The 20,866-nt window shown below is 63.0% G+C and carries 21 protein-coding genes; 17 read left to right on the top strand and 4 right to left on the bottom strand.

From position 1 onward, the window contains the following. Positions 1 to 6: 6 nt before the first annotated feature. The 10 genes from ACYP2A_RS02480 (at position 7) to madM (ending at position 7,886) form a co-directional block, all read left to right on the top strand. Complete coding sequence (locus ACYP2A_RS02480) at positions 7 to 483, top strand: DUF4172 domain-containing protein (protein ID WP_459742448.1); 477 nt, start codon at positions 7 to 9, stop codon at positions 481 to 483. A gap of 108 nt (positions 484 to 591) precedes the next feature. Next, positions 592 to 2,268, top strand: a complete 1,677-nt coding sequence (gene mdcA, locus ACYP2A_RS02475; RefSeq protein WP_459742447.1) for a malonate decarboxylase subunit alpha — start codon at positions 592 to 594, stop codon at positions 2,266 to 2,268. Then, positions 2,268 to 3,146, top strand: coding sequence for a triphosphoribosyl-dephospho-CoA synthase (locus tag ACYP2A_RS02470; RefSeq protein WP_459742446.1), 879 nt, complete (start codon positions 2,268 to 2,270; stop codon positions 3,144 to 3,146). The genes mdcA and ACYP2A_RS02470 overlap by 1 nt, the downstream gene beginning before the upstream one ends. A 2-nt stretch (positions 3,147 to 3,148) precedes the next feature. Beyond that, the gene (locus tag ACYP2A_RS02465) at positions 3,149 to 3,448 is read left to right on the top strand and encodes a malonate decarboxylase subunit delta (protein ID WP_459742444.1); all 300 of its coding nucleotides are present in this window, start codon (positions 3,149 to 3,151) and stop codon (positions 3,446 to 3,448) included. Beyond that, a complete protein-coding gene (locus ACYP2A_RS02460) occupies positions 3,441 to 4,292 on the top strand; it encodes a biotin-independent malonate decarboxylase subunit beta (RefSeq protein WP_459742442.1) in 852 nt (283 codons plus the stop codon). The genes ACYP2A_RS02465 and ACYP2A_RS02460 overlap by 8 nt, the downstream gene beginning before the upstream one ends. Beyond that, positions 4,289 to 5,092: a biotin-independent malonate decarboxylase subunit gamma gene (mdcE, locus tag ACYP2A_RS02455; RefSeq protein WP_459742441.1), complete on the top strand. Its 804-nt coding sequence runs from the start codon at positions 4,289 to 4,291 to the stop codon at positions 5,090 to 5,092. Before ACYP2A_RS02460 ends, mdcE begins: the two co-directional genes overlap by 4 nt. Next, a complete protein-coding gene (locus ACYP2A_RS02450; protein ID WP_459742439.1) occupies positions 5,089 to 5,706 on the top strand; it encodes a malonate decarboxylase holo-ACP synthase in 618 nt (205 codons plus the stop codon). Before mdcE ends, ACYP2A_RS02450 begins: the two co-directional genes overlap by 4 nt. Then, on the top strand, positions 5,703 to 6,638 hold the full coding sequence (gene mdcH, locus ACYP2A_RS02445; protein ID WP_459742437.1) for a malonate decarboxylase subunit epsilon: 936 nt from the start codon (positions 5,703 to 5,705) through the stop codon (positions 6,636 to 6,638). The genes ACYP2A_RS02450 and mdcH overlap by 4 nt, the downstream gene beginning before the upstream one ends. Positions 6,639 to 6,717: 79 nt before the next feature. After that, a complete protein-coding gene (gene madL / locus ACYP2A_RS02440; protein ID WP_459742435.1) occupies positions 6,718 to 7,116 on the top strand; it encodes a malonate transporter subunit MadL in 399 nt (132 codons plus the stop codon). Positions 7,117 to 7,121: 5 nt separating this feature from the next. Then, the gene (gene madM, locus ACYP2A_RS02435) at positions 7,122 to 7,886 is read left to right on the top strand and encodes a malonate transporter subunit MadM (RefSeq protein WP_459742433.1); all 765 of its coding nucleotides are present in this window, start codon (positions 7,122 to 7,124) and stop codon (positions 7,884 to 7,886) included. A gap of 56 nt (positions 7,887 to 7,942) precedes the next feature. Here the strand turns inward: madM and ACYP2A_RS02430 are convergent, their stop codons facing one another. After that, positions 7,943 to 8,872 (bottom strand): LysR family transcriptional regulator, encoded by a 930-nt coding sequence (locus ACYP2A_RS02430; RefSeq protein ID WP_459742431.1) that lies wholly within the window; start codon positions 8,870 to 8,872, stop codon positions 7,943 to 7,945. Between the two features lie 77 nt (positions 8,873 to 8,949). On the opposite strand from ACYP2A_RS02430, the gene trhA reads away from it, so the two are divergent. Then, on the top strand, positions 8,950 to 9,564 hold the full coding sequence (trhA, locus tag ACYP2A_RS02425; protein ID WP_459742429.1) for a PAQR family membrane homeostasis protein TrhA: 615 nt from the start codon (positions 8,950 to 8,952) through the stop codon (positions 9,562 to 9,564). A 93-nt stretch (positions 9,565 to 9,657) separates the two neighbouring features. On the opposite strand, the gene ACYP2A_RS02420 is transcribed toward trhA, so the two are convergent. From ACYP2A_RS02420 to ACYP2A_RS02410, 3 genes are all read right to left on the bottom strand, one after another. Continuing rightward, complete coding sequence (locus ACYP2A_RS02420; protein WP_459742427.1) at positions 9,658 to 10,116, bottom strand: REP-associated tyrosine transposase; 459 nt, start codon at positions 10,114 to 10,116, stop codon at positions 9,658 to 9,660. Between the two features lie 257 nt (positions 10,117 to 10,373). Continuing rightward, positions 10,374 to 11,093, bottom strand: coding sequence for a 16S rRNA (uracil(1498)-N(3))-methyltransferase (locus ACYP2A_RS02415; protein ID WP_459742425.1), 720 nt, complete (start codon positions 11,091 to 11,093; stop codon positions 10,374 to 10,376). A 32-nt stretch (positions 11,094 to 11,125) separates the two neighbouring features. Then, entirely contained in the window at positions 11,126 to 12,532 is a 1,407-nt protein-coding gene (locus ACYP2A_RS02410) for an adenosylmethionine--8-amino-7-oxononanoate transaminase (RefSeq protein WP_459742424.1), read from the bottom strand. Between the two features lie 236 nt (positions 12,533 to 12,768). Between ACYP2A_RS02410 and alaC the strand changes: the two genes are divergently transcribed. The 6 genes from alaC to ACYP2A_RS02380 all read left to right on the top strand — a co-directional run. Continuing rightward, positions 12,769 to 13,989: an alanine transaminase gene (gene alaC / locus ACYP2A_RS02405; protein WP_459742422.1), complete on the top strand. Its 1,221-nt coding sequence runs from the start codon at positions 12,769 to 12,771 to the stop codon at positions 13,987 to 13,989. Between the two features lie 355 nt (positions 13,990 to 14,344). Next, positions 14,345 to 15,598, top strand: coding sequence for a serine hydroxymethyltransferase (gene glyA, locus ACYP2A_RS02400; protein WP_459742420.1), 1,254 nt, complete (start codon positions 14,345 to 14,347; stop codon positions 15,596 to 15,598). 16 nt (positions 15,599 to 15,614) lie between these two features. Continuing rightward, positions 15,615 to 16,865, top strand: coding sequence for a sarcosine oxidase subunit beta family protein (locus ACYP2A_RS02395; RefSeq protein ID WP_459742418.1), 1,251 nt, complete (start codon positions 15,615 to 15,617; stop codon positions 16,863 to 16,865). Between the two features lie 17 nt (positions 16,866 to 16,882). Beyond that, the gene (locus tag ACYP2A_RS02390) at positions 16,883 to 17,179 is read left to right on the top strand and encodes a sarcosine oxidase subunit delta (RefSeq protein ID WP_459742417.1); all 297 of its coding nucleotides are present in this window, start codon (positions 16,883 to 16,885) and stop codon (positions 17,177 to 17,179) included. Next, complete coding sequence (locus tag ACYP2A_RS02385; protein WP_459742415.1) at positions 17,176 to 20,196, top strand: sarcosine oxidase subunit alpha; 3,021 nt, start codon at positions 17,176 to 17,178, stop codon at positions 20,194 to 20,196. The genes ACYP2A_RS02390 and ACYP2A_RS02385 overlap by 4 nt, the downstream gene beginning before the upstream one ends. An 83-nt stretch (positions 20,197 to 20,279) precedes the next feature. After that, a partial coding sequence (locus ACYP2A_RS02380) for a sarcosine oxidase subunit gamma (RefSeq protein WP_459742413.1) occupies positions 20,280 to 20,866 on the top strand: 587 nt, incomplete at its 3' end.

The raw sequence follows: 20,866 nt of genomic DNA, 5'->3' as shown, positions 1-20,866 counted from the left end.
TCGGGAATGGCGCACTACCGTTCCCGACTAAAGTCGGTCCTACACTTGTTGCAGAACATCATCACCTCGTCGGCCATTGAAGGTAAGCCACTCAATGTCAGTTCGGTGCGTTCCTCTCTGGCGCGGCGACTGGGGCTGGAAGACCACCAGCGCGTCAGCCCGCGCAGTGAAGGTCTGGCCGAACTGATGCTCGATGCCACCCGGCACTGGCAAGCCGGGCTGGATCTTGAACGGGTACTGCACTGGCATCGATTACTGTTCGTCAGCCAGGAGTCGCTTGTGTCGCGGCACATCCGGGTCGGCGATCTGCTGGGCGACAAGCCGAGCTTTGAAAACGGCATCAGCGCCGCGCAATACCAGAGCGTGGCCAAAGTCAGCAAAGCCACGGCAACCCGGCACCTGAGTGATCTGCTGGACAAGGGCTGTCTGGAAAAACTGCCGGGAGGCGGGCGCAGTACGCGGTATCAAGTGCGGTGGGATTGATACGATTCATTCATTACCCTGACCGTAACAATCCCACGCCGACCTTGATTGATACCCCGCCCCCCAGCTTCTAAGGTGACCCACGACAGCGAATCTCGTGGAGTGACCATGACAACTACAAATAACCTCGACGCGCGCTGGTCGCGGCGGCGCAGCGAGAAGCAGCGGCGGCTGGACCAGGTCAGGCCGTTGGCCGATGGTGTGGTGATCCCCACCGAGAACATCGTCGCCGCGCTTGAAGCATTGCTGGTCGCTGGCGACCGGGTGGTGCTGGAGGGCAATAACCAGAAGCAGGCCGACTTTCTCTCGCGCTCGCTGGTCAAGGTCGATCCTGGCAAGGTCCACGACCTGCACATGATCATGCCCAGCGTCGGGCGCTCCGAGCACCTGGACCTGTTTGAACGCGGCATCGCCCGCAAGCTGGATTTCTCGTTTGCCGGCACCCAGAGCCTGCGCATCAGCCAGTTGCTCGAAGACGGGCTGCTCGAAGTCGGCGCCATTCATACCTACATCGAACTTTATGCGCGGCTGGTGGTGGACCTGATCCCCAACGTCGTGCTGTCGGCAGGTTTCATGGCTGATCGCGCCGGCAATATCTACACCGGCCCCAGCACTGAAGACAGCCCGGCGTTGATCGAGCCGGCGGCGTTCAGCGACGGTATTGTCATCGTCCAGGTCAACCAGTTGGTCGACGACGTCAGCGAGCTGCCACGGGTGGATATCCCGGCCTCGTGGGTCGATTTTGTGGTGGTCGCCGACAAGCCGTTCTACATCGAGCCGTTGTTCACCCGCGACCCTCGCCATATCAAGCCGGTACACGTGTTGATGGCGATGATGGCGATCCGCGGCATCTACGAAAAACACAATGTTCAGTCGCTCAACCACGGCATCGGCTTCAACACCGCCGCCATCGAGTTGATTTTGCCGACCTACGGCGAATCGCTGGGCCTGAAGGGCAAGATCTGCCGCAACTGGACGCTCAATCCGCACCCGACCCTGATCCCGGCGATTGAAAGCGGCTGGGTCGAGAGCGTGCATTGCTTCGGCACCGAGCTGGGCATGGAGAACTACATCGCGGCGCGTCCGGATGTGTTCTTCACCGGCCGCGACGGCTCGCTGCGCTCCAACCGGCAATTGTGCCAACTGGCCGGACAGTACGCGGTGGACCTGTTTATCGGCGCCACGCTGCAAGTCGACGGCGACGGTCATTCCTCCACTGTGACCCGTGGCCGCCTGGCCGGTTTCGGTGGCGCGCCGAACATGGGCCATGACCCGCGCGGTCGGCGCCACAGCACACCGGCCTGGCTGGACATGCGCACCGGCGACAGCGATGGCCCGGCGGCGTATCTGGAACGCGGCAAGAAGCTGGTGGTGCAGATGGTCGAAACCTTCCAGGAAGGCGGAAAACCCACGTTTGTCGACACCCTGGATGCCATCGAAGTGGCGAAGAAAAGCGGCATGCCGCTGGCGCCGATCATGGTCTACGGCGACGACGTGACCCACTTGCTTACCGAAGAAGGCATCGCCTACCTGTACAAGGCCCGCAGCCTCGAAGAGCGCCGCGCGATGATCGCGGCGGTGGCCGGCGTCACCGCCATCGGCCTGCGCCATGACCCGAAAGAAACCGCCCGCCTGCGTCGCGAAGGGCTGATTGCGCTGCCCGAAGACCTCGGCATTCGGCGTACCGATGCCAGCCGTGAATTGTTGGCGGCCAAGAGCATTGCCGATCTGGTCGAGTGGTCCGGCGGCCTGTACAACCCGCCCGCCAAATTCAGGAGCTGGTGATGAGTGCACTCAAACGTCCTGTACCCGACCTGTCACTGGCCGATCAACTGGCCGATCTGGCCGTCGAGGCGCTGATCGACGAAGCCGAGCTGTCGCCAAAGCCTGCGCTGGTCGACCGGCGCAGCGGCGGCGCGCACCGTGATATGCACTTGGGCCTGATGCACGCTTCGGCGTTGTCGCTGTGGCCGGCCTTCAAGCAAATGGCCGAAGCGGCCGTTGAGCAGGGCGAAGTTGGCCAGTCGCTGCGCGAAGCCCTTGGCCGGCTGGGGCGCGAAGGCGAAGCCGAGATGCTGCGCGTCACCGGCGGCGTCAACACCCATCGCGGTGCGATATGGGCCTTGGGTCTGCTGGTCGCGGCGGTGGCGCTGGCCCCAGAAGACCTGACGCCTGCCAGCGTGTGCCTGCGGGCGGCGCGCCTGGCGTTGATCGATGATCGTCAGGCCCTGCCTGCGGTTGCCAGCCATGGCCGTGAAGTCGCCCGGCGTTACGGCGCCCAAGGCGCTCGCGAACAGGCGCAGCAGGGTTTTCCGGCGGTCACCCAATACGCCCTGGTGCAGTTGCAGCGCAGCCGCGCCGCCGGCAGTGGCGAGCAGAACGCCCGGCTCGATGCCTTGCTGGCGATCATGACCTCACTCACCGACACCTGCGTGCTGTACCGCGCCGGCATCGAAGGCTTGCACGCCATGCAGCACGGCGCCCAGCGGGTGCTGGATGCCGGTGGCAGCGCCAGTCTTGCCGGGCGTCGTCAGTTGCAAGCGCTGGACCGGCAACTCACCGGCCTGAATGCCTCACCGGGCGGGGCGGCCGATCTGCTTGCCGCCTGCCTGTTCATCGATGGCCTGGAGCCTGCGCTCGGCCATCCTTCACGGAGTTTGTGACCATGGAAACCCTGTCATTCGAATTCCCCGCCGGGCAACCGCCGCGCGGCCGTGCGCTGGTCGGTTGTGTCGGCTCCGGCGACCTGGAAGTGCTGCTGGAACCGGGCCTGCCGGGCAAGCTGTCGATCCGCGTGGTGACCTCGGTCAATGGCGCCAGTGCGCGTTGGCAGCACCTGTTCGAACGGATGTTCGACGGTCAGACGCCGCAAGCACTGAACATCGATATCCATGACTTCGGCGCCACGCCGGGGGTGGTGCGCCTGCGTCTGGAACAAGGCTTCGAGGAGGTTGGCCATGACTGATACCGCGCGTTTGCTCCAGCAGCACAGCTTCATCGAATTGGGCGCCCGCCAGCGTGCCAAGGCCTTGCTCGACGCCGGCAGCTTTCGTGAATTGATCGACCCCTTCGAGCGGCTGATTTCGCCGTGGCTCAGCCAGCAAGGCGTGGTGCCGCAGGCCGATGACGGCGTCGTGGTTGCCAAGGGCACGGTCAATGGCCGGCCCGTTGTCATTGCCGCCATCGAGGGCGCATTCCAGGGCGGCAGCATGGGCGAGGTCGGCGGCGCGAAGATGGCCGGCGCCCTGGAACTGGCCGCCGAAGACAACCGCAACGGCATTCCGACCGCTGCGATTCTGCTGCTGGAAACCGGCGGCGTGCGCTTGCAGGAAGCCAACCTGGGGCTGGCGGCGATTGCCGAGATTCAGGCGGCGATTGTCGATTTGCGCCAGTACCAGCCGGTGATCGGCGTGATTGCCGGCAGCGTCGGCTGCTTTGGCGGCATGTCGATTGCCGCAGGATTATGCAGCTATCTGCTGGTGACCCGCGAAGCCCGCCTGGGCCTGAATGGTCCGCAGGTGATCGAGCAGGAAGCCGGCATCGAAGAGTACGACTCACGCGACCGGCCATTCATCTGGAGCCTGACCGGTGGCGAGCAGCGCTTTGCCAGCGCGCTGGTAGACGGCTTTGCCGCCGATGACGTTAGCGACATTCGTCAGCAGGTCGCCGGCTGGCTTGAACAAGGCGTGCCGGCCAGCCATCGCAGCGGTCAGTACGCCGAGTATTTGCAGCGTCTGGTGCAACTCGACACGGCGCCACAGATCGATGCGCAGACCGTACGCACTCTTTATCAAGGAGCCCGCTCATGAGCGCTTCGCAACGTGGTGTGAACTGGCTTGACGCGCTGGGTGCGCAGGGCCAGGCGGTGGACGGTTTACCGGTGTCGGTGCGGGCAACAGACACGACACTGGGTGAACAGGCGGTGCGTTTTATCGCCGTGGTTCCTGATGCCGATAACCCTTTCCCGCGTGCCCGTGAAGGCGAGGTCGGGCTGCTGGAAGGCTGGGGCCTGGCCAAGGCGGTTGATCAGGCCATCGAACTGGACCGCGACAGCGAACACAAGCGTGCGCTGATCGCGATCATCGATGTGCCCAGCCAGGCCTATGGTCGCCGTGAAGAAGCCTTGGGTATTCATCAGGCATTGGCCGGTGCGGTGGACAGCTATGCCCGCGCCCGGCTGGCCGGGCATCCGGTGATCGGCCTGCTGGTCGGCAAGGCGATGTCGGGGGCATTTCTGGCCCACGGTTACCAGGCCAACCGCTTGATCGCCCTGCGCGATCCGGGCGTGATGGTCCATGCCATGGGCAAGGCTTCTGCTGCACGGGTGACCCAGCGCAGCGTCGATGAACTGGAAAAACTCGCTGCCAGCATCCCGCCTATGGCGTACGACATCGACAGCTATGCCAGCCTCGGCCTGCTGTGGGAAACCCTCACGGTCAGCCAGATCGAGCAGCCGCAGGAACAGGACCTGAGCCAGGTGCGCCAGGTGCTGAGCGCCGCCATCGCCGATATCCAGCGCAGCGGTCGTGATCTCAGTGGCCGGCTCGGTGCGCGGCATCGGACGGCGTCGGCGCAGGTGCGCCAGCGTTTGCGCGAGCAATGGGCGTGACTACATTGCTGCCTCATGACCTGCTGAGCGGCATGACCGTGGCCGAGTTGCCTGGCGATGCGCCCGAATGGGTGGTCGAGGTGGTCAGCGCCGGCCAGCCGGTGGTGGTGCGGCGTCAGGTGCTGAGCGCTGATCGCGTGGCGGTGGGTATTCGCGGACCGCGTCGTGAACAGCGCTATGCGGCGAGCATGCCGCGTGCGGCTGTTGTGCGCCAGGTGCGCCCGGAGGACTTGATCGACGTTGTGGGTATCCGTGACTGGCCGGCCTTGCGTGCCCTTGAGCAAGTTCGCCCAGTGCTGGCGTCGCTGGGTCTGGTCTGGGGCGTGGCCGGTAGCGCCGGGTTCGAGCTGGCCAGCGGTGTTGCGGCCTTGCATCAAGACAGCGACCTGGACCTGATCGTGCGTACTCCGGTGTGCGTATCGCGGGCCTGGGCTGCTGATCTGGTCAGCGCGCTCGACACCGCAGCGTGTCGTATCGATGTGCAGTTGCAATTGCCCAATGGCGCGCTGGCGCTGCGGGAATGGGCGGGCAGCTCACGGCAGGTGTTGCTCAAGAACTCACATGCGGCGCTGTTGCTCAGCGACCCGTGGCAGCACCTTGAGGCCTGCGCATGAGCCGCTTGTGGGTGTTCCCCGGCCAGGGCGCGCAACAGCCAGGCATGCTCCATCGCCTGGCCAGTGAGCCGCAGGTCATAGACACCTTGAACCACGCCAGCGCGGTGTTGGGCGAAGACGTCTTGGCCCTGGACAGCGAGCAGGCCCTGAGCGACACCCGCGCGGTGCAGTTGTGCCTGTTGATCGCCGGCGTGGCGGCTGCGCGTGTTTTGCAACGGCGCGGCTGTACGACGGATTTCGTGGCCGGGTTATCGATTGGCGCTTACCCGGCAGCGGTGATTGCCGAGGCGCTGGACTTCGACGATGCCTTGCGCCTGGTCGCCTTGCGCGGTGAGCTGATGCAAAACGCCTATCCCGCAGGCTACGGCATGACCGTGATCCTCGGCCTGGAACTGCCCGAGGTCGAAGGGTTGCTGTCGCAGGTCAACAGCCCGCAGACGCCGGTCTTTTTGGCCAATATCAACGCCGAGCGGCAACTGGTCATCGCTGGCAGCGAAGCGGCCATGCAGCAGGTCGCCACACTGGCCAAAGCGGCCGGCGCCAGCGCTGCAAAACGCCTTGCAGTCAGCGTACCGTCGCACTGTGCATTGCTCGACGCGCCGGCCCGTGCGCTGGCCGAAGCGTTTGCCAGCGTCGAGGTGCGCACGCCCCGGCTGCGCTACCTCAGCGGCACCTCGGCGCGGCCGATTCACAACGCTGACAAGCTGCGCGATGACCTGGCGTTCAACATGTGCCGGGTCATCGACTGGCGCAGCACCGTCGAAACCGCGCATGAGCGCGGCGTTCACTTACAAATCGAGTTGCCACCCGGTTCGGTACTGACAGGGTTAGGCCGCAAGGTTCTGCAACACGCAACGGTGATCGCCTATGACGGCGCGCGCCTGGACAGTCTGGTCGCCTTGTCGCGCGAGGAGGAAAACCGTCACCCGTAGAGGTGGCATAGACACCGAGTGCAGCTGCTACGAAGGACAAAAACAACAACTTCAGCAATGCAAAAAAGGAATAACAATAATGATTATCTACGGTGTAGCGTTTCTTGCGTTTTGTACCCTGGCCGGCATCTTCATCGGTGAAGTGCTGGGCAAACTGATCGGCGTCCCAGCCAATGTCGGCGGCGTCGGTATTGCCATGGTACTGCTCATTGGCCTGGGCAGTTACCTGAACAAGCGCGGCCTGCTGGCGGGCAAGTCTGAACAAGGCGTCGAGTTCTGGAGCGCGATCTATATCCCCATCGTGGTGGCGATGGCGGCTCAACAAAACGTATTTGGCGCGCTCAAGGGTGGTCCCATGGCCATCCTTGCCGGCACGCTGGCGGTGGTTGTCGCCTTTGCGCTGGTGCCGGTGCTGACCCGTATGGGCAGTGCAAGTGCCGACCCTGAAGTGATTGTTACCAACAAGACTGCGGGGTAAGCGCCATGTATGAATCCATGATGAAAGTCGTCAACGGTTATGGCCTGGTCGGTGGTTTTGCCGTCATCGGAATTACCATGTGGGTCTCTTACTGGATCTCCGCCACCTTCACCAAGGGGCGTCTGCATGGCTCGGCCATCGCGATTCTGCTGGGGCTTGTTCTGGCCTACATCGGCGGCGCCGTGACCGGTGGCCAGAAAGGTGTCGTTGATTTGCCATTACTGTCGGGCATCGGTCTGCTCGGTGGGGCGATGTTGCGTGACTTCGCCATTGTTGCGACAGCGTTCGGGGTCAATGTCAACGAACTGAAACGCGCCGGGTATGTCGGGGTTTTTTCGCTGTTCGTCGGCATTGGCACATCGTTCATTGCCGGAGTCGGCGTGGCCCTGGCCTTCGGTTATACCGATGCGGTCAGCCTGACCACCATCGGCGCCGGGGCTGTCACTTACATCGTCGGCCCGGTGACCGGTGCGGCGATTGGTGCCAGCTCCGAGGTGATGGCGTTGTCGATTGCGGCCGGGCTGATCAAGGCGATTCTGGTCATGGTAGCCACCCCGTTCGCGGCGCCGTTCATTGGTCTGAACAATCCGCGCAGTGCGGTGATTTTCGGCGGATTGATGGGCACCTCCAGCGGCGTGGCCGGTGGTCTTGCGGCAACCGATCCCAGGCTGGTGCCTTATGGTTGCCTCACAGCGGCGTTCTATACCGCGCTGGGTTGCCTGCTCGGGCCATCGCTGCTGTACTTCGCCGTACGCGCCTTCCTAGGTTAAGAGCAGCTTTAAGTTGCAAGCTGCAAGCTGTAAGCGGATCGCGGTGTTCTTGCAGCTTATAGCTTGGCGCTTGCAGCTTGTGTCGATGCATACATGCGGCATTCCGCGACCAGGGCCAGCAGGTTCGGGTCGCGTTCGCGGGACTTGAGAAACACCATGCCGATGGCCTGCTGCAGGCGGTAACGCGCCTGCAGCGGGATCAGCCGCACGCGGTTTTCGTATACGGCGGCGATGCGCCCCGGCAGCAGCGCGTAGCCGACGCCTGAGCTGACCATGCTCAGCAGGGTAAAAATATCGTTCACCTGCATCGCCACCTTGGGCTCGAAGCCTGCCTGGCTGAACACCCGCACGCCGTCACGGTGGGTGGCGAAGCCTTGGGTCAGGGTGATGAAGGTTTCTTCGCGCAGGTCGCTCAAATCCACTTCACTGTGCTGCGCAAACGGCGAATCTACCGGCACGGCGAGAAAAATATCGTCGCTGAACAGCGGCAGATGCTCGCAGTCCGGGTCGTTGACGTTCTCGTCCAGCGACACCAGCATGGCGTCGACTTCCATGTTCTTGAGCTTGTACAGCAGATCCATGTTCGAGCCCAGGATCAGGTCGATATTCAGTTCGCTGCGGCGCAGCTTCAAGCCCATGATCAACTGTGGCACGGTGCGCACGGTCAGCGAATACAACGCCCCCAGCTTGAAACGTGCCGCCGAGAAACCGGCCGCCTGACGCGTCAGTTCTACGGTGGTCACGACATCCTGAATCAGCTTCTGCGCACGCTCTTCCAGCACATAGGCGCTTTCGAGTGGCGTAAGGTTACGGCCTTCGTGCTTGAACAGCGGGCAACGCAGCGCACTTTCCAGCGAGTGAATGGCGCGATGCACGCTGACATTGCTGGTCTGCAACTCGGCCGCCGCACGGCTCAGATTGCCGGTGCGCATGAAGGCCAGGAATGTTTCGAGCTTCTTGAGGGTCAATTCATCGTCGATCTGCATGGCGGGCGCTTTTGGTGGGCGTGCTTTTAATGGAGTGTTCGATAGTAAACCTTCGGCAACAAAAGGGCGGTTAACCGATGTACTACGGAGAAAAATTCAACGCATGGTCGCACCTGGTCGGCACGCTGCTGGCCGCCGTCGGTGCGGTCTGGCTACTGGTGCTGGCGAGTCTGCAGCACGATATCTGGAAGATCGTCAGCGTGGCGGTGTACGGCGTGTGCCTGATGGGGCTGTACAGCGCCTCGACGGTCTACCACAGCGTACGTGGGCGGGCGAAAACGATCATGCGCAAGGTCGATCATTTTTCGATCTACCTGATGATTGCCGGCAGCTATACACCGTTTTGTCTGGTGTCGTTGCGCGGGCCGTGGGGCTGGAGCCTGTTCGGCATTGTCTGGGCGCTGGCGCTGATCGGCATCCTGCAAGAGATCAAGCCACGCTCCGAAGCGCGGGTGCTGTCGGTGGTGATCTACGCGGTGATGGGCTGGATCGTGCTGGTGGCGGTCAAGCCGCTGCTCGCCAGCCTGGGCACGGCGGGCTTTATCTGGCTGGCCGGCGGTGGCGTGATGTACACCGTCGGCATTATCTTCTTTGCCTTCGACCACATCCGCCACTGGCACGGTATCTGGCACCTGTTCGTGATCGCCGGCAGCCTGATGCACTTTGTGGCGATCATTGGGTATGTGCTTTAGCCGCGAATGGTGTCATCGCAGGATTATGTGGTGAGTCTGTTCCCGACTGAAGTCGGTCCTACGGGGCCTACGGGGATCGTTGCCCGAGCGGCCTTACGTCCAGACCGTATCCCACAACGGGTAATCACTTTCACACGTTACCAATCCAGCCCGTATCGGATTGGCAATCACATAGCGCGCCATCTCCGATACATCCTCATCCCTTCTGGCAGCGTGGTCGTGATAGCTCTTCTGCCAGCGCAATATCTTGCTGCCTGAAGCCTTGTTGATCGCATAGGCGCTGCGGCCCTTGAGCTGTTGCATCATTTGGCCCAGTGATCCGGATCGCAACTCAAACAGCCAATGCAGGTGATCGGGCATCACGACCCAGGCCAGCGACTGCACAACACCGGTGTCATGCAAGCAACGCATTTCAGCCACCAGCCGGCGGCCAATATATAGATCGAAAAAGACCGGTTCACGATTCTGTACTGCGCAAGTCACCAGGTAAATCTGCCCAGTACAGGAGTGGCGACCGGTGCGTAGATTACGTGCGTGATGATGGACAGGCATTCCATTGCCCTCCTGAAAAGTGGAGGGTGGACGATAGTGCCTTGCATCGAAAGAAGTGGCAGCAACGCGATGCAAAAGATTTCAAACTTCGGCCCGCCCCCGTAGAAGCGGCTTTATCCGGGAGGGGAACGACGCGAAACGGCGGCGTATGCGTTCCTCGTAGGAGCGGCTTTAGCCGCGAAGGGAACGACGCGAAACGGCGGCGTATGCGTTCCCGACTAAAGTCGGTCCTACGGGGGGGGGGCGGGGTATAGCCCCTAGAAATCGCCCCACAGTTGTTGCGCCACGCTCAGGGCCACCACCGGGGCGGTTTCGGTGCGCAGCACGCGCGGGCCGAGGCGGGCGGCGTGATAGCCGGCTGTTTTGGCCTGCTCGACTTCTGCCTCGCTCAGCCCGCCTTCGGGGCCGATCAGGAAGGCCAGGCTGGCCGGTTGCGGATGGCTGCTCAGCGGTTCGGCGACCGGGTGCAGGACCAGTTTCAGGTCGGCTTCGGTCTGCTTGAGCCAGTCGGCCAAGGGCTGCGGCGGATGAATCACCGGCACCACGGAGCGACCGCACTGTTCGCAGGCGCTGATTGCGATTTGCTGCCAGTGGTCCTGGCGTTTTTGCGCACGCTCGTCCTTGAGGCGCACTTCGCAGCGCTCGCTGACGATAGGGGTGATCTCAGCCACGCCCAGCTCGGTGGCTTTCTGGATCGCCCAGTCCATGCGCTCGCCCCGCGACAGGCCCTGGCCCAGGTGGATGCGCAAGGTGGATTCCGCCTGGCCGGCAAACTGTTCGTCGAGCTGCACGCGCACTTGTTTTTTGCCGACTTCCAGCAAGGTGCCACGGTATTCAAGACCTGAGCCGTCGAACACCTGCAGGGCCTGGCCCTCGGTCATGCGCAGCACCCGGCCGATGTAATGCGCCTGGGCCTCAGGCAAGGTGTGTTCGCCCAGGCTCAGCGGGGCGTCGATGAAGAAGCGGGACAGTCTCATGCGTGGTCTCTGGTGAAGATGATGTGTGTGGTCTAGCCCGGATCGCGGAAATCGGGGTGGAAATTCTCGCGCACCGCCACGCTGACGCTTTCACGCGTGGCGATGTCGATGCCTTCGCTGGCCACCTCGGCAAGAAAGTCGATCTGCTCTTCGGTGATCACGTACGGCGGCAGCAGGTACACCACGTTGCCCAGCGGGCGCAGCAGGGCGCCGCGTTCAAGGGCGTGCTGGAAGACTTTCAGGCCACGGCGTTCCTGCCACGGGTAAGGCGTCTTGCTGTTCTTGTCCTTGACCATTTCGATGGCCAGCGCCATGCCGGTCTGGCGCACTTCAGCGACGTTGGGGTGGTCGGCCAGGTGCGCGGTGCTGCTGGCCATGCGCTGCGCCAGGGCCTTGTTGGCCTCGATCACGTTGTCTTGTTCGAAGATATCCAGGGTCGCCAAGGCGGCGGCGCAGGCCAGAGGGTTGCCGGTGTAGCTGTGCGAATGCAAGAAGGCGCGCAGGGTCGGGTAGTCGTCGTAGAAGGCGTCGTACACCTCGTCGGTGGTCAGGCACGCCGCCAGCGGCAGATAACCACCGGTCAGGGCCTTGGACAGGCACAGGAAGTCCGGGCGGATGCCGGCCTGTTCGCAGGCGAACATCGTCCCGGTGCGGCCAAAACCCACGGCGATTTCGTCATGGATCAGGTGCACGCCGTAACGGTCGCAGGCTTCGCGCAGCAGTTTGAGGTACACCGGGTGGTACATGCGCATGCCGCCGGCGCCCTGAATCAGCGGCTCGACGATGACGGCCGCAACACTGGCGTGGTGCTCGGCCAGGGTCTGCTCCATGGCCTGGAACATCGTGCGCGAGTGTTCTTCCCAGCTCACCCCGTCCGGGCGATGGAAGCAGTCCGGGCTCGGCACCTTGAGGGTGTCCATCAGCAGCGGCTTGTAGGTTTCGGTGAACAGTGGCACATCACCCACCGACATCGCCGCCATGGTTTCGCCATGGTAGCTGTTGGTCAGGGTGACAAAGCGCTGCTTGCCCGGCTGGCCGCGATTGAGCCAGTAGTGAAAGCTCATCTTCAACGCCACTTCGATGCACGACGAGCCGTTGTCGGCATAGAAGCAACGCGTCAGGCCGTCGGGGGTCAGCTTGACCAGGCGTTCGGACAGCTCGATCACCGGCTGATGGCTGAAGCCTGCGAGGATCACGTGTTCAAGCTGGTCGACCTGATCCTTGATGCGCTGGTTGATGCGCGGGTTGGCGTGGCCGAACACATTGACCCACCACGAGCTGACCGCGTCCAGGTAGCGCTTGCCTTCGAAGTCTTCGAGCCATACGCCTTCGCCCCGGCGGATCGGAATCAACGGCAGTTGTTCGTGGTCTTTCATCTGGGTGCAGGGGTGCCACAGCACCGCGAGGTCACGCTGCATCCACTGATCGTTCAAGCCCATGGGCACTCTCCGTTAAGCGACTCGCCGAATGCGAGGACAAACAATCGCGCAAGCCTATTGAATGACTGCGGCGGGGACAACCTTTGCTGTAAACGACAGCGGCACCGGCGGGCGTATGTCGCGCAGAAAAATCGTTGTAGACAAATGGCCATCAACGCCCTTATCGTTCGCGCAGGCTGCCTCATGTGGCCAACGTCGCTCGGACGGTTCCGGGCGCTTACGTCTGCGAGATTCTCATGGCTGACCAAGGTTTGCCGCGCCGCTTTGCGCGCATCGATCGACTCCCCCCTTACGTCTTCAACATCACCGCCGAGCTGAAAATGGCCGCTCGCCGTCGTGGTGAGGACATTATCGACCTGAGCATGGGCAACCCCGACGGGGCTACGCCGCCGCACATCGTCGAGAAACTGGTCACCGTCGCCCAGCGCGAAGACACCCACGGTTACTCCACCTCCAAGGGTATTCCGCGCCTGCGCCGGGCGATTTCCAACTGGTACAAGAAACGCTACGAAGTCGATATCGACCCGGAAAGCGAAGCCATTGTCACCATCGGCTCCAAAGAGGGCCTGGCGCACCTGATGCTTGCCACCCTTGATCAGGGCGACACGGTGCTGGTGCCCAACCCCAGTTACCCGATCCACATCTACGGTGCCGTGATTGCCGGCGCCCAGGTGCGGTCGGTGCCGCTGGTGCCGGGCGTGGACTTCTTTGCCGAGCTGGAAAAAGCCATTCGCGGCTCGATCCCCAAGCCGAAGATGATGATTCTGGGCTTCCCGTCCAACCCGACCGCGCAGTGCGTCGAGCTGGATTTCTTCGAGCGCGTGGTGGCCCTGGCCAAGCAATACGATGTGCTGGTGATTCACGACCTGGCCTATGCCGACATCGTCTACGACGGCTGGAAAGCACCGTCGATCATGCAGGTGCCGGGCGCCAAGGACATTGCGGTGGAGTTTTTCACCCTGTCCAAGAGCTACAACATGGCCGGCTGGCGGATCGGCTTCATGGTCGGTAACCATGAGCTGGTCGGCGCCCTGGCGCGGATCAAGAGCTACCACGACTACGGCACCTTCACGCCATTGCAGGTGGCAGCCATCGCCGCACTCGAAGGCGACCAACAGTGCGTGCTGGACATCGCCGAGCAGTACCGCCAGCGTCGCAACGTGCTGGTCAAGGGCCTGCATGAGCTGGGCTGGATGGTCGAGAACCCCAAGGCTTCGATGTATGTCTGGGCGAAAATCCCCGAAGCGTATGCGCACCTGGGCTCGCTGGAGTTCGCCAAGAAGCTGCTGGCCGAAGCCAAGGTCTGCGTGTCGCCGGGCATCGGTTTCGGTGAATACGGCGACGACCATGTGCGCTTTGCCCTGATCGAGAATCAGGACCGCATCCGCCAGGCGGTGCGCGGCATTCGTACGATGTTCCGTGCCGATGGGCTGGTCTCGGGCAAGCCGGGCGCCTGATTGCTGCACACGGGCGGCGCTTTGCCGCCGCCCGTCACTTGTCTGAATACGCCATCGTATTGCTCCGAACCCTGGTTCATCCCGCCAAAACATCCCCTTTTCAGTGCCCGCCCGATCGCCTCGCCAAGTGCCGTAAGGCTCGATATACCGGGCGTTTTACCGTCTGGCGCCGGCAAACGCGAAGCCTTCGCGATTCGTCGGGTTTCATGTCGTTCCGTCCATGTCGTAAATGCGCCTTTGCGTGGCGTGCGCAGGCATCTGATCGGGCGCTTGCGGCCCTACCATCGCAGCCAGAGGGTTCAACACTGCCCTGACCAACAATGAAAGGCGCCGCGACGCCGCTGGAGAGAACGCGATGTTCAGCAAACAAGATCAGATCCAGGGTTACGATGACGCGCTGCTGGCGGCGATCAATGCCGAAGAGCAGCGTCAGGAAGATCACATCGAACTCATCGCGTCTGAGAACTACACCAGCAAGCGCGTGATGCAGGCGCAGGGCAGTGGCCTGACCAACAAATACGCCGAAGGCTACCCGGGCAAGCGTTACTACGGTGGCTGCGAGCACGTCGACAAGGTCGAGCAACTGGCCATCGACCGCGCCAAGCAGTTGTTCGGTGCCGACTACGCCAACGTTCAACCGCACTCCGGCTCGTCGGCCAACTCTGCCGTTTACCTGGCCCTGCTGCAGACCGGCGACACCATCCTGGGCATGAGCCTGGCCCACGGCGGCCACCTGACCCACGGCGCCAAAGTTTCGTCCTCGGGCAAGCTGTACAACGCGGTGCAGTACGGCATCGACAACGACACCGGCCTGATCAACTACGACGAAGTCGAGCGCCTGGCCGTCGAGCACCAGCCAAAAATGATCGTTGCCGGTTTCTCGGCCTACTCCAAGACCCTGGACTTCCCGCGCTTTCGCGAGATCGCCGATAAAGTCGGTGCCTTGCTGTTCGTCGACATGGCCCACGTGGCCGGTCTGGTCGCCGCCGGTCTGTACCCGAACCCGCTGCCGTACGCCGATGTGGTCACCACCACTACCCACAAGACCCTGCGCGGTCCACGCGGCGGCCTGATTCTGGCCCGTGCCAACGAAGCCATCGAGAAAAAGCTCAACGCTGCCGTATTCCCGGGTGCCCAGGGCGGCCCGCTGATGCATGTCATCGCCGGCAAGGCGGTGTGCTTCAAAGAGGCGCTGGAGCCAGGCTTCAAGGTTTACCAGCAACAAGTGATCAATAACGCCCAGGCCATGGCCAAGGTGTTCATCGACCGCGGTTACGACGTTGTATCCGGCGGTACCGACAACCACCTGTTCCTGGTCAGCCTGATTCGTCAGGGCCTGACCGGCAAAGACGCCGACGCCGCCCTGGGGCGTGCGCACATCACCGTCAACAAGAACGCCGTACCGAACGACCCGCAGTCGCCGTTCGTGACCTCGGGCCTGCGCATCGGCACCCCGGCCGTCACCACCCGTGGCTTCAAGGAAGCCCAGTGCATCGAGCTGGCCGGCTGGATCTGCGACATCCTCGACAACCTCGGCGATGCCGATGTCGAGGCCAATGTCGCCAGCCATGTGGCCGCCCTGTGCGCCGATTTCCCGGTTTACCGCTGAGTCAGGAGTCGCCTCAATGAATCGTTACTCAGGCTTCGGCCTCCTCAAGCACTCTTTCAGCCACCACGAAAACTGGCAGCGCATGTGGCGCACGCCAACGCCTAAACAGGTATACGACGTGGTCATCGTCGGCGGTGGCGGCCATGGCCTGGCCACCGCTTACTACCTGGCCAAGGAGCACGGCATCACCAACGTGGCGGTGATCGAGAAAGGTTATCTGGGCGGCGGCAACACCGCCCGTAACACCACCATCGTGCGCTCCAACTACCTGTGGGACGAATCGGCCCACCTGTACGAGCACGCCATGAAACTGTGGGAAGGCCTGTCGCAGGACCTGAACTACAACGTGATGTTCTCCCAGCGCGGCGTGTACAACCTGTGCCACACCCTGCAGGACATCCGTGATTCGGAGCGTCGGGTCAGCGCCAACCGCCTCAACGGCGTGGACGGCGAACTGCTCAACACCGAACAGGTCGCCAGCGAGATTCCGTACCTCGACTGCTCGAAGAACACCCGTTACCCAATCCTCGGCGCGACCGTCCAGCGCCGTGGCGGCGTGGCCCGTCACGACGCCGTGGCCTGGGGCTTTGCCCGTGCCGCCGACGCCCTGGGCGTCGACCTGATCCAGCAGACCGAAGTCATCGGCTTTCGCAAGCAGAACGGCGTGTGCATCGGTGTCGAGACCACCAAGGGCTTCATCGGCGCCAAGCGCGTCGGTGTGGTCACCGCCGGTAACTCCGGGCATATGGCCAAGCTGGCCGGTTTCCGCCTGCCGGTCGAATCGCACCCGCTGCAAGCGCTGGTGTCCGAGCCGATCAAGCCGATCATCGACAGCGTGATCATGTCCAACGCCGTACACGGTTACATCAGCCAGTCCGACAAGGGCGACCTGGTGATCGGTGCCGGTATCGACAGCTGGGTCGGCTACGGCCAGCGCGGTTCGTACCCGGTCATCGAACACACGATTCAGGCCATCGTCGAGATGTTCCCGGTGCTGTCGCGGGTGCGCATGAACCGCCAATGGGGCGGCATCGTCGACACCACCCCTGACGCCTGCCCGATCATCTCCAAAACGCCGGTGCCGAACATGTTCTTCAACTGCGGCTGGGGTACAGGCGGCTTCAAGGCCACGCCAGGCTCGGGCAACGTGTTTGCCGCAAGCCTGGCCAAAGGCGAAATGCACCCACTCGCTGCACCGTTCTCCATCGATCGCTTCCATAACGGCGCGCTGATCGACGAACACGGCGCTGCGGCTGTCGCTCACTAAATCCGGGGATTTCGAACATGCTTTATATCTTCTGTCCTCACTGTGGCGAGCTGCGCAGCGAAGAGGAATTCCACGCCGCAGGCCAGGCGCACATTCCACGCCCGCTAGACCCCGGCGCCTGCTCCGACCAGGAGTGGGGCGAGTACATGTTTTTCCGTGACAACCCGCGCGGCATCCACCACGAATTGTGGGACCACGCCGCCGGTTGCCGGCAGTACTTCAACGTCACCCGTAACACCGTGACCTACGAAATTCTCGAAACCTATCCGATTGGCGCCAAGCCACAGTTCACGGCCGAGGGAGACAAGGTATGAGCCAGAGCAATCGACTGCCCAATGGCGGCCGTATCGACCGGAGCAAGGTGCTGCACTTCACCTTCAACGGTCAGACCTATCAAGGCTTTGCCGGTGACTCCCTGGCCTCGGCGCTGCTCGCCAACGGCGTGGACGTGATCGGTCGCAGCTTCAAGTATTCGCGCCCACGCGGCATCTTTGCTGCCGGCGCCGAAGAGCCCAACGCGGTGCTGCAACTGGGCGCCACCGAAGCCACCCAGATTCCCAACGTGCGGGCCACGCAGCAGGCGCTGTACACCGGCCTGGTCGCCACCAGCACCAACGGCTGGCCGAACGTCAACACCGACATGATGGGGATCCTCGGCAAGGTCGGCGGCAAGCTGATGCCGCCGGGCTTCTACTACAAAACCTTCATGTACCCACAGTCGTTCTGGATGACCTACGAGAAGTACATCCGCAAGGCTGCCGGCCTTGGCCGCTCGCCGGTCGAGAACGACCCGGACCGTTACGACAACTACAACCAGCATTGCGATGTGCTGGTGGTCGGTTCTGGCCCTGCGGGTCTGGCCGCCGCACTGGCTGCCGGTCGCAGCGGTGCCCGTGTCATTCTGGCGGACGAACAGGAAGAGTTCGGCGGCAGCCTGCTCGACACCCGTGAAAGCCTGGACGGCAAGCCGGCGACCGACTGGGTTGCCAGCGTCGTCGCCGAACTGGCGGGCCTGGATAACGTGATCCTGTTGCCACGCGCCACGGTCAACGGCTACCACGACCATAACTTCCTGACCATTCACGAGCGCCTCACCGATCACCTCGGTGACCGTGCGCCGATCGGTCAGGTTCGTCATCGCGTACACCGTGTGCGTGCCGGCCGCGTGGTACTGGCCACCGGTACTCACGAGCGTCCGCTGGTCTACGCCAACAACGACATTCCGGGCAACATGCTCGCCGGTGCGGTCTCGACCTACGTGCGCCGCTATGGCGTGTCGCCGGGCAAGAAACTGGTGCTGTCGACCAACAACGACCACGCCTACCGCGTGGCGCTGGACTGGCTCGATGCCGGTCTGCAAGTGGTTGCCATCGCCGATGCGCGCCACAACCCGCGTGGTTCGCTGGTCGAAGAAGCACGGGCCAAGGGCCTGCGCATCCTGACCTCCAGCGCCGTCATCGAAGCCCGTGGCAGCAAGCGCGTGACCGGTGCCCGTGTTGCGGCCATCGACCTGAAAAGCCTGAAAGTCACCAGCCCCGGCGAATGGCTCGATGCCGATTTGATCGCCAGCTCCGGCGGCTACAGCCCGGTGGTTCACCTGGCCTCGCACCTGGGCGGCAAGCCAATCTGGCGTGAAGACATTCTGGGCTTCGTGCCCGGCGAAGCACCGCAAAAACGCGTGTGCGTCGGCGGCGTGAACGGCGTGTACAGCCTGGGCGATGCCCTGGCCGACGGTTTTGAAGGTGGCGTACGTGCCGCCAGCGAAACCGGCTTCAAGGCCGTTGAAGGCGTACTGCCAAAGGCGGTCAACCGCACCGAAGAGCCGACCGTGGCGCTGTTCCAGGTGCCGCACGAGAAAGGCACTGCCCGTGCACCGAAGCAATTCGTCGACCTGCAAAACGACGTCACCGCGGCCGCCATCGAACTGGCGACCCGCGAAGGCTTCGAGTCGGTCGAGCACGTAAAACGCTACACCGCGCTGGGCTTCGGTACTGACCAGGGCAAGCTGGGCAACGTCAACGGTCTGGCCATCGCGGCCCGCTCGCTGAACGTCACCATCCCCGAGATGGGCACCACCATGTTCCGCCCCAACTACACGCCGGTCACGTTCGGCGCGGTAGCAGGCCGGCACTGTGGGCACATCTTCGAGCCGGTGCGCTTCACCGCGCTGCATGCCTGGCATGTGCGCAACGGCGCCGAATTCGAAGACGTCGGCCAGTGGAAGCGTCCGTGGTACTTCCCGAAAAACGGTGAAGACCTGCACGCCGCCGTGGCCCGCGAATGCAAGGCCGTGCGCGACAGTGTCGGCCTGCTCGACGCCTCGACCCTCGGCAAGATCGACATTCAGGGCCCGGATTCGCGCGAATTCCTCAACCGCATCTACACCAACGCCTGGACCAAGCTGGACGTGGGCAAGGCGCGTTATGGCCTGATGTGTAAAGAAGACGGCATGGTCTTCGACGACGGCGTGACCGCCTGCGTCGCCGACAATCACTTTGTGATGACCACCACCACCGGCGGCGCGGCGCGCGTATTGCAGTGGCTGGAGCTGTACCACCAGACCGAGTGGCCGGAACTGAAGGTGTACTTCACCTCCGTGACCGACCACTGGGCGACCATGACCCTGTCGGGCCCCAACAGCCGCAAGCTGTTGTCCGAACTGACCGACATCGACCTGGGCCGCGAAGCGTTCCCGTTCATGACCTGGAAAGAAGGCGATGTGGCCGGCGTGCCGGCGCGGATCTTCCGGATTTCGTTCACCGGCGAACTGTCGTACGAGGTCAACGTTCAGGCCGACTACGCCATGGGTGTCCTGGAAAAAATTGCCGAGGCCGGCAAGAAGTACAACCTGACCCCGTACGGCACCGAGACCATGCACGTGCTGCGTGCCGAGAAGGGCTTCATCATCGTCGGGCAAGACACCGACGCCTCGATGACCCCCGACGACCTGAACATGGGTTGGTGCGTCGGCCGCACCAAGCCGTTCTCGTGGATCGGCTGGCGCGGCATGAACCGTGAAGACTGCGTGCGCGAGCAGCGCAAGCAACTGGTCGGCCTCAAGCCTGTGGACCCGAAACGCTGGCTGCCGGAAGGCGCGCAACTGGTGTTCGACCCGAACCAGAAGATCCCGATGAAGATGGTCGGTCACGTGACCTCCAGCTACGCGCACAACTCGCTGGGCTATTCGTTTGCCCTGGCCGTGGTCAAGGGCGGCATCAACCGCCTGGGCGAGAAGGTCTATGCACCGCTGGCGGACGGCACGGTGATCGAGGCCGAGATCGTCTCGACCGTGTTCATCGATCCGAAGAACGAGCGGCAGAACGTGGAATGACCTGATGCCCGTGGGGCCGGCCGTATGGCCGCCCCGTCGGGATCACGTTTGGGCACTACAACAGAATTGATTACAGGTGCGTCATGACTACAGTCAACGTCTACCAACAACGTCCAGCCACCGGCGCCAAGGCCGAGTCGCCGCTGTTTCATGCAGGCTTCGACAAGCTGGTCGGCAAGGGCCACACCAACCCGGGTGTGGTGCTGCGCGAGAAAAAACTGCTGGGTCATCTGACCCTGCGTGGCGATGGCCATGATCCGGCATTTGCCGCCGGCGTGCACAAGGCCCTGGGCCTTGAGCTGCCAGGCGCGCTGGGTCTTGTGGTCGACGGCGAGCGTTCCTTGCAATGGCTTGGCCCGGATGAGTGGGTGCTGATCGTGCCGAGCGGCGAAGAGTTCGACGCCGAGCGCAAACTGCGCGAAGCACTGGACGGCCTGCACATCGCGATCGTCAACGTCAGCGGCGGCTGGTCGGTGCTGGAACTGAGCGGCCCGCATGTACGCGACGTGCTGCAAAAATCCACCAGCTACGACGTGCACCCGAGCAAGTTTCCGGTGGGCAAGGCGGTCGGCACGGTGTTCGCCAAGTCGCAACTGGTGATCCGTCGCCCGAGCGAAGACACCTGGGAACTGCTGGTGCGCCGCAGCTTCTCGGATTACTGGTGGCTGTG

It is taken from the genome of Pseudomonas sp. 3A(2025), assembly GCF_054589175.1.
This window is presented reverse-complemented; position numbering and strand designations above follow the sequence as displayed.